The organism is Asaia sp. Ae19-3, from assembly GCF_059801175.1.
In genome coordinates, this window is sequence record NZ_JBCHWF010000001.1 from 286,313 (window position 1) to 303,676 (window position 17,364).

The window sequence follows — 17,364 nt, forward strand, 5'->3', positions numbered from 1 at the left end:
GAGACGGCACGTCGCTCCGGTGGTGTGCAGCTGGCTGCACCAATGGAGCGTCTGCGTCCGCTGGCCGAGCGTGCTGTCATGGCCCCGCGCCCTGTCACACCCAAGCCGGCCCCTGCCGCCAGCCCCGCAGCGGCTGCGGCACCGCGTAACGAGACGCTGCACCTCCGTCGTGGTGGCGAGACGGAAGATGATCGTCGCGCTGGCCCGCGTCGTGCTCCGGCAGTGCCGCCGCGTCGTGGCGCACCGGCGGCGCCCAAGAAGAGCGGTGATTCGCGTCGTTCGGGCCGCATCGACGTGCGTGCCGCCATTGAAGGCGATGACGACAAGACGCGTTCGCTCGCTTCGGTTCGTCGTCAGCGTGATCGTGAGCGTCGCCAGGCCGAACTCGAGCGTCTGCGTGCCGATCAGGTCCGCGTTGTGCGTGACGTGATCCTGCCCGAGTCCATCTCGGTCGCCGAACTGGCCAACCGTATGGCGCTGCGTCAGGCTGAAGTCGTCAAGGCTCTCATGAAAATGGGCGTCATGGCGACCGCAACCCAGCTGATCGATGCCGATACGGCAGAGCTGGTCATCAGTGAGTTCGGCCATCGTGTCCGTCGTGTCGCCGAGAGCGACGTCGAGCTGGGCATCGAGGGTGTGGACGACCGCGAAGACGAACTGCAGCCCCGCGCTCCGGTCGTTACGGTCATGGGCCATGTCGATCACGGCAAGACCTCGCTGCTCGACGCGCTGCGCACCACCGATGTGGCCGCTGGCGAAGCCGGTGGCATCACCCAGCATATCGGCGCCTATCAGGTGACGGTACCGAGCGGTGCAAAGATCACCTTCGTTGATACGCCAGGCCATGAAGCGTTTACCTCCATGCGTGCCCGTGGTGCCTCTGTCACCGACGTGGTCGTTCTGGTCGTTGCGGCAGATGACGGCGTGATGCCGCAGACGATTGAAGCCATCAAGCATGCCAAGGCTGCCGATGCGCCGATCATCGTTGCCATCAACAAGATCGACAAGCCGGGTGCAAACCCCGACCGTGTCCGTCAGGCGCTCCTCAGCCACGAGATCGTGGTCGAAGCCCTGGGCGGTGACGTGCAGGATGTCGAGGTTTCGGCGCTGAAGCGTACGGGTCTGGACAAGCTGGAAGAAGCCATTCTGCTTCAGGCAGAAGTGCTCGACCTCAAGGCGAATCCGAACCGTGTGGCCGAAGGGTCCGTCATCGAAAGCCGTCTCGACCGTGGTCGCGGTCCGGTGGCGACTGTGCTGGTCCAGAAGGGTACGCTCAACCGCTCCGATATCGTGGTGGCTGGCGCCGAGTGGGGCCGCGTGCGCGCCATGCTCGACGACAAGGGCCGTCAGCTCAAGGAAGCTGGCCCCTCCATGCCGGTCGAACTGCTTGGCATCACCGGTGTTCCGGGTGCTGGCGAGCCGTTCGTGGTTGTCGAAAACGAGAACCGTGCCCGCGAGATCTGCGAGTTCCGTCAGCGTCGCCAGCGTGACAAGATGGCCGCTGGTCGTGCCGCAGCCCGTGGTACACTCGACCAGATGCTGGCCCGTATCCAGGCTGGTGAGCAGAAGGAAGTGGCTCTGCTCATCAAGGCTGACGTGCAGGGTTCTGCCGAGGCGATCGAGGCTTCCGTGCTCAAGCTCGAGCATGAGGAAGTGCGCATCCGCGTGCTGAACGCTTCTGTCGGTCAGATCACGGAAAGCGACATCCAGCTTGCCAAGGCATCCAACGCCATCATCGTCGCCTTCAACGTGCGTGCAACGACGCAGGCACGTGAGATGGCGCAGCGTGAAGACGTGGATATCCGCTACTACTCGATCATCTATCAGGTGACCGACGATGTGGAGCAGCTGGTCAAGGGCAAGGTTGCGCCCAAGCATCGCGAGAAGTTCCTGGGCTACGCCGAGATCCGCCAGGTGTTCAACATCACCAAGGTTGGCAAGGTTGCGGGCTGCTATGTCACGGAGGGCGTGGTCAAGCGCGGCTGCGGCGTGCGTCTGCTGCGTGACAACGTGGTGATCCATGAAGGCGATCTGAGCCAGCTCAAGCGCTTCAAGGACGACGTCAAGGAAGTGGCTCGCAACTACGAATGCGGTCTGTCCTTTGCCGGTTACAACGACCTGCGCGAAGGCGATGTCGTCGAGTGCTTCGAGATGGAAGTGATCCCTGCATGAGGGGATCGCGTTCCAAGGTTCCGGGGTTCTCAGGCCCCGGCGACGCCGCCGGCGGACCGTCGCAGCGTCAGTTGAGAATGTCCGAAGAGGTCCGTCGTGTCCTCTCGGAGATTTTCGCGCGCACTGAGTTCCGCGACCCTGAACTGGTCGACGTGCGTGTGACGGTGACGGAGGTGCGTATTTCGCCCGACTTCCGTCACGCCACAGCGTTCGTATGCCGTCTGGGTCGGAGTGACGTCGAGGAAATCCTTCCTGCGCTGAAGCGTGTCGCCCCTTTCCTGCGGACAGGGCTGTCCAAGACACTGCGTTCGCGCATGGTGCCAGAGATCCATTTCCAGCCCGATACGGCTCTGGAACACGCAATGGACATGGACGCGCTCATGCGCACACCCGAGGTCAAGCGCGACCTCGAATCAAAAGACTGAACGGAGCGACCCATCATGGGACGCAAGAAAGGGCAGGATATCGACGGCTGGCTGGTCGTCGATAAGGGCCTGCATATCGGCTCCACCGATGTCGTGAACAAGGCGCGTCGCCTGTTCGATGCGAAGAAGGCCGGTCATGGTGGCACACTCGACCCCCTCGCGACGGGTATTCTGCCTGTTGCTTTCGGTCAGGCCACCAAGACAATTCCCTACATCATGGATGCGACCAAGCGTTATAGCTTCACGCTTTTCCTGGGCGAATCCCGCACGACGGACGATCGTGAAGGGGAGGTGGTTGCCACGAGCGCACACCGTCCATCGGATGAGGAACTGCGCGCGGCGCTCCCGGCGCTGACGGGTGACATCATGCAGGTCCCACCTGTCTATTCGGCGTTGAAGGTCGATGGTGAGCGCTCCTATGATCTCGCCCGTGCTGGCAAACCGCCCGAACTGCCCCCGCGCCCGGCGCGTGTTGACTCCATCGTTCTGGTCGAACGCCCTGATCGCGATCACGCGATTTTCGAGGTTCAATCGGGCAAGGGCGTCTATATGCGCAGCCTCGCCCGAGACATTGCCCTGGCCTGTGGAACTGTCGGGCATATCGCTGTCCTGCGTCGGACCAAATGCGGTCCGTTCGAGGAGAAACATGCGATAACACTGGACAAGCTGATCCAAAATGACGACAAGGCCGATGCACTTTCAGCGTTTCTGCGCCCGGTCTCGACCGCGCTGGCCGACATCCCGGCTCTGGCCGTGACCGACGCAGAAGCACAGGCCTTGCGCTTCGGTCAGAGCCTCGCTCTGACAGACCGCCTCGATCTGATGCTGACAATGCAGGATGGCGACATTCTGCAGGCCCAGGAGGGGGGGTGTCTTGTCGGGTTGTGCCGCGTCCAGGAGGGCCGTCTCAAGCCGATACGGATATTCGAGTCGTTTAAATACGGAGACAGAGATGTCGATTACAGCTGAACGCCGCACGGCGCTTATCGAAGAATACAAGACCAATCCGACCGATACCGGGTCACCGGAAGTCCAGGTTGCCCTGCTGAGCGAGCGCATCGTCAACCTGACGGGCCATCTGCAGACGCACAAGAAGGACTTCCACTCCCGTCGTGGTCTCCTGATGCTCGTCGGTCAGCGTCGTGGCCTGCTTGACTACCTCAAGCGCAAGGACCAGGGCCGCTACCAGACCCTTATCGAGCGTCTCGGCCTGCGCCGCTAACATGCTCGGGCGGAGCGCCTCGTCTCCGCCACTGCCCGCCGTCCTTCTGGCGGCGGGCCAACAGGCTGCGCCTTTGAACGTTGAAGCTGGAGACAGAACCGGCCTTCGGCGTTTCAGGCCACATGGTGACATGCCGGTCCGATCCCGGTCGTTCTTGCCATGCCGTCCGAAACGCTGCCAGCCAGTCAGGGCCCGTTCCCTCCTTCTCCCCGTTCCCGGTGACAAGCCGCATTCTCAGGACTGAATGATGTTCAACTACTTCCGCAAGGAAATCGACTGGGCAGGCCGCCCGCTCGTCATCGAAACCGGCAAGATTGCCCGTCAGGCTGACGGTGCTGTTGTCGTGACCTACGGCGACACGGTTGTGCTTTGCACGGCCGTTGGCGCAAAGAGTGTCAAGCCGGGTCAGGACTTCTTCCCGCTGACGGTCAACTATCAGGAAAAGGCTTACGCAGCTGGCCGTATCCCAGGTGGCTTCTTCAAGCGCGAAGGGCGTCCTTCCGAGAGCGAAACCCTGATTTCGCGTCTGATCGACCGTCCGATCCGTCCGCTCTTCCCGGATAACTTCCGCAACGAAGTGCAGGTCACGGCGACTGTTCTCAGCCATGACATGGAGAACGACCCCGGTCTGGTCGCGCTCATCGGCTGCTCGGCTGCCCTGACGCTTTCTGGTATTCCTTTCTATGGTCCGGTCGGCGTTGCTCGCGTTGGCATCATCGACGGTCGTACGGTCATCAACCCGACCGTTGCCGAGATGAAGGAAAGCGCCCTCGACCTGGTTGTTGCCGGTACGACCGAAGGCGTGCTGATGGTTGAATCCGAGGCTTCCGAGCTTTCGGAAGAAGTGATGCTCGACGCCGTCACCGCCGGTCATGCCGCATTCCAGCCGGTTATCGATGCGATCATCGATCTTGCCGAGCATGCTGCAAAGCAGCCCTGGAATCTCGAAGGCCCGACCAAGGAGCAGATCGCTCTGCGCAAGCGCGTGGAAAAGATCGGCACCAAGCTCATGGCCGATGCCTACAAGGAAAAGGCAAAGCAGGCGCGTTACGAGAAGATCGCCATCGCCAAGGGGCGCATCATCGAAGGGCTTCTTGAAGAAGGTCTCGACGTCGATTCTGCCAAGCCGATGCTCAAGGAGCTCGAGGCTCAGGTCGTTCGTGGCGCCATTCTGAAGACCGGCCAGCGTATCGATGGTCGCGACACCAAGACGGTCCGTCCGATCGTGTCCGAAGTCGGCATCCTGCCGCGCGCTCATGGTTCCGCGCTGTTCACCCGTGGTGAGACGCAGGCTCTGGTCGTTGCCACGCTCGGCACGACGCAGGACGAGCAGATCATTGATGCGCTTGAGGGCGAATACCGCTCCAACTTCATGCTGCACTACAACTTCCCTCCCTATTCGGTCGGTGAGTGTGGTCGCATGGGCAGCCCGGGCCGTCGTGAAATCGGTCATGGCAAGCTGGCCTGGCGCGCTCTTCACCCGCTGCTGCCGGGCAAGGACCGTTTCCCGTACACCGTGCGTATCGTGTCTGAAATCACCGAGAGCAACGGCTCTTCGTCGATGGCAACCGTCTGCGGCTCGTCTCTGGCCCTCATGGATGCCGGCGTGCCGCTGCCGCGCCCTGTTGCCGGTATCGCCATGGGTCTGATCAAGGAAGATCGCGGCTACGCCGTTCTTTCCGACATTCTCGGCGACGAAGATCATCTCGGCGACATGGATTTCAAGGTGGCCGGTACGGAAGCGGGCATCACCGCGCTTCAGATGGACATCAAGATCACCTCGATCACGCCTGAAATCATGAAGGTTGCGCTCGAGCAGGCCCGTGATGGCCGTCTGCACATCCTCGGCGAAATGGCGAAGGCGATCGACGAAGGCCGTGAAGGCGTGTCGCGCAATGCGCCGAAGATCACGACCATGACCATCGCCAAGGAAAAGATCCGCGATGTGATCGGTTCGGGTGGCAAGGTCATTCGCGAGATCGTCGAGTTCTCGGGTGCCAAGGTTGATATCAACGACGAAGGCGTGATCACCATCGCGGCCTCGAATGACGAGCAGGCCCAGAAGGCCATCTCGCGCATCGAAGGTATCGTGGCAGAGCCGGAAATCGGTCGCATCTACGATGGCAAGGTCGTCAAGACCGCCGATTTCGGCGCGTTCGTGAACTTCCTCGGCCCGCGCGACGGTCTGGTGCATATCTCCGAGCTGAGCGATGCCCGCGTGGCCAAGACCACGGATGTCGTCAAGCAGGGTGACGCCGTGAAGGTGAAGGTTGTCGGCTTCGACGACCGCGGCAAGGTAAAGCTCTCGATGCGTGTCGTCGACCAGCAGACGGGCGCCGATATCTCGGAAAGCGTCGGCGCAAAGCCGTCCCGTCCGTCCAGACAGCGTGACGCTGACTGACCTGCCGTTTCATGAGGGGGCGGTGCAAAAGCCGCCCCACTCGGAGTACAACATAGATTATGATGTCGATTGATACCGTCCGCATGGCTGGCCGGGATGTTCTTCCCCTTGTTGAAGGTGGGAAGGGCGTTTCGGTCTCGACTGGTATTTCTGCCGGGCATTGGGCCGCCGCTGGTGGCGTAGGCACCGTTTCTGCCGTCAATGCCGACAGTTATGATAAAGATGGCAACCGCATTCCGCAGACCTATTCAGGCCGCACGCGGCGCGAACGGCATGAAGAGCTGATTCGCTACGCCATCGAAGGCGGTATCACCCAGGTCAGGATTGCCCGCGAGATCGCAGGCAGCAACGGCATGATCAACGCCAATCTTCTTTGGGAGATGGGTGGCGCCGAGTTGGTGATCGAGGGCATTCTCGAACAGGCTCCCGGACTGATCGACGGTCTCACCTGCGGCGCAGGCATGCCCTATCGTCTTTCCGAAATCGCGGCGCGTCATAACGTTCATTACTATCCGATCGTCTCCTCCGCGCGTGCCTTCAACGCGCTGTGGAAGCGCGCCTATCACAAGACGGCCGAGCTTCTGGGCGCGGTCGTTTATGAAGATCCGTGGCGTGCCGGTGGGCATAACGGGTTGTCGAACACCGAAAACCCGCTGCACCCGGAAGATCCGTATCCGCGCGTTGCTGCGCTGCGCAAGGCGATGAACCAGTTCGGTCTCGAAACCGTGCCGATCATCATGGCCGGCGGCGTGTGGTGGCTCGAGGAATGGGCGCACTGGTTCAATAATCCGGAAATCGGCCCGATCGTGTTCCAGTTCGGCACACGACCGCTTCTGACGCAGGAAAGCCCGATTCCGGATGCCTGGAAACGCCGCCTGCGCCAGCTGCATGAAGGCGATGTCTATCTCAATCGCTTCTCGCCAACGGGGTTCTATTCCTCGGCGGTGAATAACAGCTTCATGATGAATCTGCGTGGCCGCTCGGAACGCCAGGTGGCGTATAGCAGCGAGCCGGTGGGTGAGCACGACACGCCCCATGGCATCGGTGCGCGCAAGCGCGAGGTGTTCATGACCGCAGCCGATCGCGCTCATGTTCTGGCCTGGGAGGCCGCAGGTTATACCGAGGCCATGCGCACGCCGGACTCGACCCTCGTGTTCGTGACCCCGGAAGAGAGCCGCGTGATCGTGGCCGAGCAGGTTGCCTGCATGGGCTGCCTGTCTGAATGCCGCTTCTCCAACTGGAGCCAGCGCGGGCCGAATTACACCAATGGTGCCAAAGCTGACCCGCGTTCCTTCTGTATTCAGAAGAGCCTGCAGGACATCGCGCATGTCGATGACAGTGCCGGTCAGGCACTGGCCGATCAGGTTGTTGATAATAACCTGATGTTTGGTGGCACCAATGCATGGCGTTTCGGAAGCGATCCGTTTTATGCTGCTGGCTTCACGCCGACAGTCAGACAACTGGTCGAGCAGATCATGACGGGGCGCTGAGCGCCCCCTTTTTGCAAAGGAGCGTTGCGGCATGATGAAGACGCATTCCCGTCTTTCTGCCTCTCGCCCTTTTGCTTCTCTGATTACCTCCGCTACCAATCATCTTGCGCGTTATGCTATCACGCTCTCCCCCGAACAGCTCAGCCTGTATGAGGGAGGACGTGCGGCTCTTGTTACGGCGCTGGCGCTGGCGCCGTCACTGTTCTTCGACCAGCCCGTCCTGGCCTGGATCGCCTTCGCCTGTTTCTGGGCCTGTCTGATCGATCCGGGCGGTCCCGACCGCGAACGTTTTCAGGTTCTCGGTGGGTTCACGCTTGCCGGGACGGCGCTGGTTTTCATTGTCTCCGCCCTGAGCGTCTTCGGCTCTCTTGCGACCTTGCCCCTGGTGGCTCTGATTGGTCTGGGCTGCGGGCTGGCGCGCGTCTTTTCTCCTGCGGTCATGCAGCTCTGGGTACTGGCGGGCTGCGCTGCTGTCGCGGCGACGGGATTCCCCTCTGCGCCGGTGAGGGCTGCCGAGATAGCCGGTCTGTTCTTTGCAGGCGGCGCTCTTGCCACGCTGTTCTGCCTCGTACTGTGGCGGCAGCAGCCCTATGCGCCTGCACGGCGCAGCATTGCCGCAACCTATTATATCCTCGACCTGATGGCACGTGAGCTTGCAGCGGGGCGGCTGCGTGAAACGGTGCATCGCCAGGCAGCGCGCAACGCCATCGAGCGTGCCCGTGGATTGCTGACGGTGCTCGATGCACGACACGGCAATTTCCGGCTCAGGCGCCGCATGGAAGCAGCCCTGACGGCCGCCGAGCGTGTCTTTACGGCGCTTCTGGCGCTTGAACACCAGGCAGAGGCCGGGCCTCTCGCGCCTGAGTTGCGCAATCTGCTCGCTCGTCTCGGGATGGCCTGCCATGAATGCATGCGTCAGGCGGCCCGACCCGAACCCGATTTCAGAATTCTCGGGCAGCTGGCCCAGACATTGGATCGCAAGGCGCGTATCGGGGGCGTGGTACATGCCATGCCGATTATCGCCTGTGCCGAGGCGTTCGAGCGCATGATCGCGGCGTTCTCGCGCCGCCATCAGGAGGCGGAGGCAGCGCAGGGCGCTGCTCTGAGAGTGCTTACACCTGCGATATGGCGTCATGCCTGTCGTCTTTCCCTCGCCTTGACCCTGACGCAGATCGTCTGTCTCTACGGGGGGGAGGGATTTTCCTACTGGGCGTTGATCGCCGCCCTGCTCGTGATGCAGCCCGCAGGCAATGTCACGCTGGTGCGCAGCGTCGAGCGTGTGATCGGCAGTGTCGGCGGCAGTCTTCTGGCCGCGCTTTGTGCACTGGTCCTGCCAGGCAAATCGGCCCTTCTGGTCGTCGCAGTCTTCATGTCGCTCGCCGCCATCGCCACGAGGGCGGTCAATTACACCATGCTGGTGTTTTTCCTGACCGGCCTTGTCGTGGTGATTGCCGAGGCCGTGATGCCGGGGGGCGGCATTATCTGGGCGAGAGTGCTGGATAATCTGATCGGCAGCGGTATCGCCCTGTTCTGTGTGCTGCTGCTCTGGCCTCAGCGCAGCGATGCCGATCGTGACGGGCTGGTGAAGCGCGCCATTGAGGCGAATTTCCGCTATGCGAGCCTTGTTCTGCACGGCGACCGTCTGCCGGGTGAGACGGACAAGGCGCAGCGTGAGGCAGGCATGACCACGATTGCGGCCGAATTCTCACGCGGGGGGCTGCCACTTTTCGGCGGGTTGGCCGTGCAGCTGCATGACGGCGATTTTCTGATTCGTCAGGAAACGCTGAAAGCGTTGCGTCGGCTGAGTGGCGAGATGACGCTTTACCGCTTCGATATGCAGAATGGCCTTCGGGATCCGAATGCAGACGAGGCGGCCCGTTTCGAAGGATGGAGCGAGGCGCTCACCAGAGGCGAGGCCCTGCCGGAAATCATCTCTCTGTTGCGTGACGAGGCGCTGCTTCTGCGTCTGGCGCGCCGCCACCCCGCTTCAGATCAGGCAGAGTTCCGAGAGGCTGCGACGCAGGGCGGGCGGCAGATCCTCGATACCTGAGACGGCGCTCCCACCGCCCAGATCGGGTGGGGCGTCCTCCGGCTTGAGGTAGCGCCAGCCCTGAAACGGACGCATGGCCCGTGGATGCACGGGGATGATGTCGTCTGTTACCAGGATATGCGTGCCGAGCTGCCCATCGGGTCTGGTGAAGGGGCGAAACCCGACGATGGGCTGACGGCACAGAACAAGCCCACCCATGACACGATAGAGCGAGCCCTGTCCGCTGATCTCATCGGCCTGTTTCGGCATGGTGCGGGTACGGATCACGCCATATCCCTCGACGCGCTCGCCGCGCTGCATCCAGGCGGCAAGTTCATCGAGTGTGGTGCATCCAACCACCAGTTTGATCATGTTGAGCAATATCAGTGCTTACCCATGAAGCCCTGCGCCCAGTCGGCATAGTCTTTCTTGAACCGGGCGGTGTCGATGGCCTGGATGATACGCACCTTGCGCACGCCCATCCCCCTGGGGGCGAGGGAGTCGGGCCAGACATAGGCATGGCCATAGCCGATGCCCTTGCTGATCTCGACATCCATGTAGGCATCCTGTGCCTTGGTCACGAGTGCCGGATCGGCCACAATGGCGCTCGTGACCTCGTCCCACATCGCAAGCGGCACGTTGTATTTCACCAGATAATCGGTGACCGGCGTCTTGTGGTTGTGTGCGATAGCGGCGACTTCGTCTTTCGACAGCACGACATCGTTGGAGACATTGGCCACCGAAGTGATGCGTGGCCAGGGTGCGGTGAGGGTGATATGCGCCGCTTCCGGATCGAAGATCAGGTTGAAATCCGAGCCGTTATCGGCATTTCCCGTGACGGACATCATCGACAGATCAAGATACCCGCCCATGAAGACGAGCTGCTTGGCCGTGCTGGCAAAGCTCGGGTCGAGCCTGATGGCGAGTGCGAGATTGGTCATTGGCCCCGCTTCAATAATCGTCACCTCATGCGGATGGGCATGAACCTGCTGGATCATGAACAGGGCGGCCGGAATACCCTGCGGCTGGAGCGTGGGGGCACCATCGGGCGTTGTGGCGACGGCGGGTTGCGTGTCAGGCGTATTGCTCATCGAACCCAGGCCGCCCCAGGCCCCTTTCCAGGGAAGGGTGCCGAATTGCTGCTCGCGCAGGCGGGTAAGGGCCACTGTATTGACCAGAGGCTGAGTCGCCCCGTCGAATACCGGCACATCGTGATGGCCGGAAATCTCGAGGAAACGACGGATGCGCGCGCTCTCGGCATTCTCCCAGTCATCACCCGCCACCACTGTCAGGCCGAGCACCCGGAGTTTCGGGTTGTTCAGCAGCGGGATGACGGATTGGATGTTTGAGCCACCTGGGCCGAGATAGTCATTATCGGCAATGACGAGTTCCGGTCCTGAAGAAGCCCCGGCATGGGCTGAACCGATCGTAAGGGCGGCAAGAGCCAGACTGGCAAGGAAACGACGCATGGAAAGCTCTTACTCCGAGAAGGGGGAAGGGTTCCCCCGTTACTCGTTTCTAGCTGATCGGTGTCGCAAGGGAAGCAGGCGTTTGCGCCTTTGGGCCGCAGCCTTGCGGAAAAACAAACGCTGCGTCGTTCAGGGCGGTCGTCGCCCTAGAGGACGAGTGCCCCGAGTAGGGCTTCAAGCCTGATACGCCCTTCATCGGTCGCAATCAGGCGCTGTTCGGTGAGCGTCAGATAGTCTTCCTCCAGCGCGCCTTCGAGAATGCGTGCATCGACGCAATCCTGCATCCTGCGGCCAGTACGCTTTTCGAACCAGTCAAGCGCAATCCCTTCACGCAGGCGCAGGCCCATCAGCAGGGCTTCGCGTCCTCGCTCTTCGGAGGAAAGCGGGGTTTCATCGGTTGAGCCGCTCCCGCGCTGCTCTACCCGATCCGCCCAGATTTCCGGCGCCCTGTGGCGGCGTGTGGCCATAAGCGCGCCATCAAGTGTCAGGCGCCCATGGGCACCCGGGCCAATGCCGATATAATCCTGATAGCGCCAGTAGGTCAGGTTGTGACGGCTCTCCGCGCCGGGGCGGGCGTAGTTCGAGATTTCGTAATCCTGCAGCCCGTAGAGGCCGGCAATCTCGGCGGTCTTTTCGTAAAGAAGGGCTGCATCGTCTTCTTCAGGCAGGACGAAACGCCCTTGCCGGTAAAGCCCTTCAAACTTCGTTCCCTGCTCGATGGTCAGCTGATAGAGCGAGAGATGATCGGAGGCGAGATCGAGCGCCCGACGCAATTCGGCCTCCCATGCGCTCAGTGTCTGGCCGGGGCGCGCATAGATGAGGTCAAAAGACAGCCGGGGAAACAGGGTGCGTGCGGTTTCGAGCGCGGCAATGGCCTGGGAAGCCGAATGCTCGCGCCCCAGAAAACGCAGATCTGTCTCATCCAGACTTTGTATGCCCAGAGAGACACGATTGACGCCGGCCTCACGAAACGCGGCGAGCTTGCCGCGCTCGACGCTGGTGGGATTGGCCTCGAGCGTGATTTCAAGATCCTCGGGCGCGTCGAAATGCTGGCGTGCATCCTCGATCAGCAACGCCACGGTCTCGGGCTGCATCAGGGAGGGGGTACCCCCACCGAAAAAGATCGAGCGCAAGGCCCGCCGCCCCGTGCGGGCGGCGTCAGAGGCGAGCTCCTGCCTCAGCGCTGTCGTGAAGCGCTGATGGGGAATCTCGTCCCGCACATGGGAGTTGAAGTCGCAATAGGGGCATTTCGCCAGACAGAATGGCCAATGCACATAAAGCGAGAGCGGGGTGGGGTCGCTCAGATTGCGATCCTCACGCCCAGCTCGACCACGCGGTCTGGCGGAATGCGGAAGAACTCGGTGCTGGGGGTGGCATTACGCACCATCAGCAGGAACAGCCACATGCGCCAGATCGAGAGTTTGGACAGGGTAGAGCGCACCACCAGCTCACGGGAGACGAAATAGGAGGCCTGTATGGCATCGAACTCGACCCCGGCGGCATTCAGCTCTTCGAGTGCCTTGGGCAGGTTGGGCATTTCCATGAAGCCGTAGCGCACGATCACCCGATAGATGTTCGGTGCAAGTTCCTGCACCATGGCGCGATGGCCGCGCTCTGCTTCCGGCTGGTCGAGGTTCTGCACGGTGACGAACAGCACATGATCATGCAGCACCTTGTTGTGCTTGAGATTATGCAGCAGGCAGGTCGGCACCGTGTCGGGATTGGCGGTCAGGAACACGGCCATTCCCGGCACACGCACGGTGCGCGATTGCGGCAGTCGCGCGAGGAACGACGCCATGGGCAATGAGTCCGCTGCCTGACGGGCGCGGATAAGGCTGCGGCCACGCGCCCATGTTGTCATGAGGATCGTTGCCGACACACCGATCGCGAGCGGCACCCAGCCCCCATCGGGAATTTTCAGCACATTGGCTGCAAAGAACGTGCCGTCACTGATCAGGAAGAACCCGAAGACGAGACCGGCCAGCGGCACGCTCCAGTTGAACACGCGGCGGAACACGACCATCGCCAGCACGGCGGTGCACATGAAGGTGCCGGTCACAGCAATGCCGTAAGCCGCGGCCAGAGCCGAGGACGAGCGGAAGGAGAGCACCAGCAGGATCGAGCCCAGAGCCAGCACCCAGTTGAAGACGGGCAGATAGATCTGCGCTTCTTCTTCTGCATTGGTGTGCATGATGCGCATGCGCGGCAGATACCCGAGCTGAATGAGCTGGCGGCAGAGAGAGAACCCGCCGGAGATACCGGCCTGGCTCGCAATGACTGTTGCCATGGTGGCAAGCAGCAGAAGCGGGATCTGCGCCCAGCCGGGGGCCAGATGATAGAACGGGTTCTGCAGCGCGGCCGGGTTGCGAAGCAGCAATGCGCCCTGACCGAGATAGTTGAGCGTCAGTGAAGGCAGGACGAAGAACAGCCAGGCATAACGGATCGGGGCACGGCCGAAATGCCCCATATCGGCGTAGAGTGCCTCGGCACCTGTCACGGAGAGCACGACCGAGCCAAGCGCGATGAAGGCAAGCCAGCCGTGATAGAAGACAAACTGCGCGGCATAATAGGGCGAGAGGGCCATGAGAATGCCGGGTGTCTGCATGATGGAGTGAATGCCCATCACTGCCAGCGTCAGGAACCACACCATCATGATGGGGCCAAACGCGCGGCCGATCTTGCCTGTGCCAAGAGCCTGCGCGCTGAAAAGCGCGATCAGGATGATGATCGCCACCGGGATGATGATATGCGAGGCCGAGGGCACAGAGACCTCGATGCCCTCGATGGCTGAAAGCACCGAAACGGCAGGGGTGATGATGCCGTCACCGAAGAACAGGCAGGCGCCGCCGATGCCGACAATGCCGAAGATCCATCGGAATTTCGGTGATTTGCAGACGCGCTGGGCCAGTGACATGAGGGCGATAATTCCGCCCTCGCCATCATGATCGGCCCGCATCACCAGCATGACGTATTTGATCGTCACAACCAGCATCAACGCCCAGAAGATCAGGCTTTCAATGCCCATGATCTCCCAGCTTTCTGCCGGGTGACGAATGGAACCGACGATCTGGACCGAGGCCTGAAAGGCGTAGAGCGGGCTCGTGCCGATATCGCCATAGACGACGCCCAGCACACCCAGAAGCCCCGCGAGGCCGACCGGTGCCTTCTTGTGCAGATCTTCAGTCGCACCGAACTCACGGATTGAGCCGTGTCCGTCGGTCGCCGTCTTCGCACTGGCTGGTGCTGCGGCGTTTGTCGAACCTGGCAATCCGTCAGGCCTGTCTGTCATTTCTGTTCCAACTCATGGCAAGCACGCTGCGTCGCACACATAGATGTGAGCGATCACTGACATAAGGCCTGCCATACGATGGTTTTTCCGGCGACCGCAAGCACGCTATCGCAGTGGCTTTTGTGAAATCAGGGTTTGGGACGGGTGCCGAAGATGGCGGTGCCGACACGGACGAGCGTGGCCCCGTGCGCGATGGCCGTTTCGAAGTCGGCAGACATCCCCATCGAACATTCGATTAATTCATGTTCATGTGCGAGCTGCGCCAGAAAAGCGAAATGGGGCGCCGGATCTTCCTCTTCAGGCGGAATGCACATCACGCCTTTCAGGGAGTCGCCGAAACGGGTCTTGCAAAGGGTGATGAACTGCGAAGCCTCGTGGCGAGGCACGCCAGATTTCTGCGGCTCGTCGCCCGTATTCACCTGAACGAACAGATCAGGCAGCTGCCCGAGGCGGTCAGCAGCGCGTGACAGCGCATCGACCAGACCGGGGCGATCGACGGACTCGATGACATCGGCGAGACGACAGGCCTCCAGTGCCTTGTTCGTCTGCAGGCTGCCGATGATGTGCAGCTTCAGATCGGGCCAGTGTTCGCGCAGGGCCGGAAATTTTTCCCTGGCTTCCTGCACACGGTTTTCGCCAAAGATCCTCTGCCCGGCTGTCAGGGCTTCCTCGACGGCAGAGGCCGGGTGAAACTTGCTGACCGCGACCAGCCTGACGGCTTCTGCCGGGCGTCCGACGCGCACGCATTCATGCCCGATACGGGCGCGGATCTGATCGAGACGGGAAGAAAGCGTGTCGTTTGACATGGCCGGTTCCGTAAGTTGTTGCTGTTCGGATGCAGGAAGGGGTAGCGCGCCGCTTCGCGAAATGCCATTGGCAAGGCAATGTCCAAAGCACCTTCACAGATTCCCGCCGATCCGACACGCGATCTGGCCTTCGATATTCTCTGCGGTGTCGTCGAGCATCGACGCATGCTGGAGACGACGCTCGACCGCAGCGCGCTGACCGATCCGCGCGACCGCGCCAGCGCGCATCGTCTGGCGGCTACCGTTCTGCGCCATATGGGCAGCATGACCGAGCTGCTTCAGCCGCTGCTGCGACGCGAGCCGCCTGCGCCCGTACGCTGCGCGTTGCTCATGGGGGTGGCACAGCTTCGTCATCTCGAAACCCCGCCTCATGCCGCTGTCGGCACCATCGTCTCGCTGCTGCGCCGCCGCGGGCTGGCGCCCTTTGCAGGGCTTGCCAATGCCGTTCTGCGCCGTGTCGCGCGTGATGGCGATGAACTGGCGGAAGGACTTGATGCCGATCGTCTGGACGTGCCTGCCTGGCTCTGGACCGCATGGGACAAGCGCGCGCGCGATATCGCGGCAGGCCTGCACCGTGAGGCACCCATCGATCTGACCCTTCGCCCCGGCGCTGCCGCTCCCGAGGGCGGTGAGGTCATGCCCAATGGCAGCCTACGTTTCGCGCCAGGTACGCGCGTGACCGAACTGGAGGGCTTCGACGAGGGCGCTTTCTGGGTGCAGGATGCCGCTGCCACCATGCCGGCGCGTCTGCTGAACATTCAGCCCGGCCAGAGCGTGATCGATCTCTGTGCGGCACCGGGCGGCAAGACGGCCCAGCTGGCTGTGGCAGGCGCCGAGGTTATTGCGGTCGAACGCGAAGAAACGCGGGCGAAGCGTCTGAAACAGAATCTCGACCGGCTAGGGCTGGACGCGAAGGTCGTTATTGCCGATGCGCTCGTCTGGCAGCCTGAAGAAAAGGTCGATGCTGTCCTGCTCGATGCGCCGTGCTCTGCCACCGGCACGCTGCGCCGTCACCCCGATGTGCTCTGGGTCAAGCGCCCGCGTGATGTGCTGGCTCTGGCCAAGGATCAGGACCGTCTGATCGACGCAGCGGGAGCCATGCTCAAGCCCGGCGGTGTGCTGCTTTATGCCGTCTGTTCGCTTCAGGATGAGGAAGGCCCGCAGCGCGTCGCCGCAGCTCTCAAGCGTGGCTGGGTGCTGGAGCCTTTCACAGCGGAAGACCTCGCCTCCATGCCCGAAGCCCTGACGAAACAGGGAACATTCCGTACACATCCCGGCATGTGGGCCGAGCATGGCGGGATGGATGGATTTTTCGCGGCAAGGCTGCGCAAAAGCACCTGAAACAGATCTGCGTTAGAAAAAAGGTAGGATAATGCCCCAGCTGAAAACCCCCCTGATTGCCCCGAGCATTCTCAGTGCCGATTTTGCGTGCATGGGTGCAGAGGTCGAGGCCGTGGTGCGTGATGGGGCCGACTGGCTGCATCTCGATGTCATGGATGGGCATTTCGTACCGAACATGACCTTCGGCCCCGGCATGGTTGCCGCCCTGCGCAACCGAACGGACAAGCCCTTCGACGTGCATCTCATGATCGAGCCCGCCGATGCGTTCATCGAGGCCTTTGCCAAGGCCGGGGCAGACCATATCCATGTTCATGTGGAAAACAATCCGCATGTGCATCGCACGCTTCAGCATATCCGTGCGCTCGGCAAGAAGCCGGGCATTGCCATCTGCCCCGGCACGCCGCCCGAGGCGCTCGAATATGTGCTCGATCTGGTCGACATCATTCTGGTGATGACGGTCAATCCGGGCTTTGGCGGGCAGAAATTCCTCGAGAGCCAGGTGCCCAAGATCCGCAAGCTGCGCCAGATGGCCGATGCGACGGGCCGTGATATCCGCATCGGCGTGGATGGGGGGATCGACCTTACCACGGCGTCGCTCGCAACGGGCGCCGGTGCCGATATGATGGTCGCAGGGACTTCCATCTACGGTCAGGATGATTATGCTGCTGCAATCAACTCTTTGAGACAGGCGGGGAGCCTGTCCTGATCTTCTGACCGAGG

13 protein-coding genes and 1 pseudogene are annotated in these 17,364 nt (G+C 61.8%); 9 read left to right on the forward strand and 5 right to left on the reverse strand.

The genetic code is table 11. The annotated features are described in order from the left end of the window. Positions 1-18 precede the first annotated feature (18 nt). The 7 genes and pseudogenes from infB to AAID99_RS01175 form a co-directional block, all read left to right on the forward strand. Positions 19-2,172: pseudogene (infB, locus tag AAID99_RS01145) on the forward strand (translation initiation factor IF-2); the annotation flags it as partial. Continuing rightward, entirely contained in the window at positions 2,169-2,597 is a 429-nt protein-coding gene (gene rbfA / locus AAID99_RS01150) for a 30S ribosome-binding factor RbfA (protein WP_188424804.1), read from the forward strand. The pseudogene infB and the gene rbfA, both read left to right, overlap by 4 nt. A 15-nt stretch (positions 2,598-2,612) precedes the next feature. Then, positions 2,613-3,566: a tRNA pseudouridine(55) synthase TruB gene (gene truB, locus AAID99_RS01155; RefSeq protein ID WP_498492842.1), complete on the forward strand. Its 954-nt coding sequence runs from the start codon at positions 2,613-2,615 to the stop codon at positions 3,564-3,566. Beyond that, positions 3,550-3,819, forward strand: coding sequence for a 30S ribosomal protein S15 (rpsO, locus tag AAID99_RS01160; protein ID WP_127102740.1), 270 nt, complete (start codon positions 3,550-3,552; stop codon positions 3,817-3,819). Before truB ends, rpsO begins: the two co-directional genes overlap by 17 nt. A gap of 247 nt (positions 3,820-4,066) precedes the next feature. Continuing rightward, a complete protein-coding gene (gene pnp / locus AAID99_RS01165; protein WP_188425376.1) occupies positions 4,067-6,220 on the forward strand; it encodes a polyribonucleotide nucleotidyltransferase in 2,154 nt (717 codons plus the stop codon). 59 nt (positions 6,221-6,279) lie between these two features. Continuing rightward, the gene (locus AAID99_RS01170) at positions 6,280-7,710 is read left to right on the forward strand and encodes an NAD(P)H-dependent flavin oxidoreductase (RefSeq protein WP_188424814.1); all 1,431 of its coding nucleotides are present in this window, start codon (positions 6,280-6,282) and stop codon (positions 7,708-7,710) included. A gap of 31 nt (positions 7,711-7,741) precedes the next feature. Further along, positions 7,742-9,760 carry an FUSC family protein gene (locus AAID99_RS01175; RefSeq protein ID WP_498492845.1) on the forward strand — a complete coding sequence of 673 codons (2,019 nt, stop codon included), beginning with the start codon at positions 7,742-7,744 and terminating at the stop codon, positions 9,758-9,760. On the opposite strand, the gene AAID99_RS01180 is transcribed toward AAID99_RS01175, so the two are convergent. From AAID99_RS01180 to AAID99_RS01200, 5 genes are all read right to left on the reverse strand, one after another. After that, positions 9,698-10,120 carry a DUF1489 family protein gene (locus AAID99_RS01180; protein WP_188424817.1) on the reverse strand — a complete coding sequence of 141 codons (423 nt, stop codon included), beginning with the start codon at positions 10,118-10,120 and terminating at the stop codon, positions 9,698-9,700. The two genes, AAID99_RS01175 and AAID99_RS01180, sit on opposite strands and share 63 nt — an antisense overlap. Before the next feature lie 2 nt (positions 10,121-10,122). Then, positions 10,123-11,208 (reverse strand): nucleoside hydrolase, encoded by a 1,086-nt coding sequence (locus AAID99_RS01185; protein ID WP_498492847.1) that lies wholly within the window; start codon positions 11,206-11,208, stop codon positions 10,123-10,125. A 146-nt stretch (positions 11,209-11,354) separates the two neighbouring features. Then, a complete protein-coding gene (gene hemW, locus AAID99_RS01190) occupies positions 11,355-12,512 on the reverse strand; it encodes a radical SAM family heme chaperone HemW (RefSeq protein ID WP_498494233.1) in 1,158 nt (385 codons plus the stop codon). Next, positions 12,509-14,497 carry a potassium transporter Kup gene (locus AAID99_RS01195; protein WP_188424822.1) on the reverse strand — a complete coding sequence of 663 codons (1,989 nt, stop codon included), beginning with the start codon at positions 14,495-14,497 and terminating at the stop codon, positions 12,509-12,511. The genes hemW and AAID99_RS01195 overlap by 4 nt, the downstream gene beginning before the upstream one ends. 128 nt (positions 14,498-14,625) lie before the next feature. After that, complete coding sequence (locus AAID99_RS01200) at positions 14,626-15,303, reverse strand: YggS family pyridoxal phosphate-dependent enzyme (protein WP_188424824.1); 678 nt, start codon at positions 15,301-15,303, stop codon at positions 14,626-14,628. A gap of 78 nt (positions 15,304-15,381) precedes the next feature. Here AAID99_RS01200 and AAID99_RS01205 point away from each other — a divergent pair, with 78 nt between their 5' ends. After that, positions 15,382-16,644, forward strand: a complete 1,263-nt coding sequence (locus tag AAID99_RS01205; protein WP_267310871.1) for an RsmB/NOP family class I SAM-dependent RNA methyltransferase — start codon at positions 15,382-15,384, stop codon at positions 16,642-16,644. 31 nt (positions 16,645-16,675) lie between these two features. Further along, complete coding sequence (rpe, locus tag AAID99_RS01210; RefSeq protein WP_188424828.1) at positions 16,676-17,350, forward strand: ribulose-phosphate 3-epimerase; 675 nt, start codon at positions 16,676-16,678, stop codon at positions 17,348-17,350. Positions 17,351-17,364: the final 14 nt, after the last annotated feature.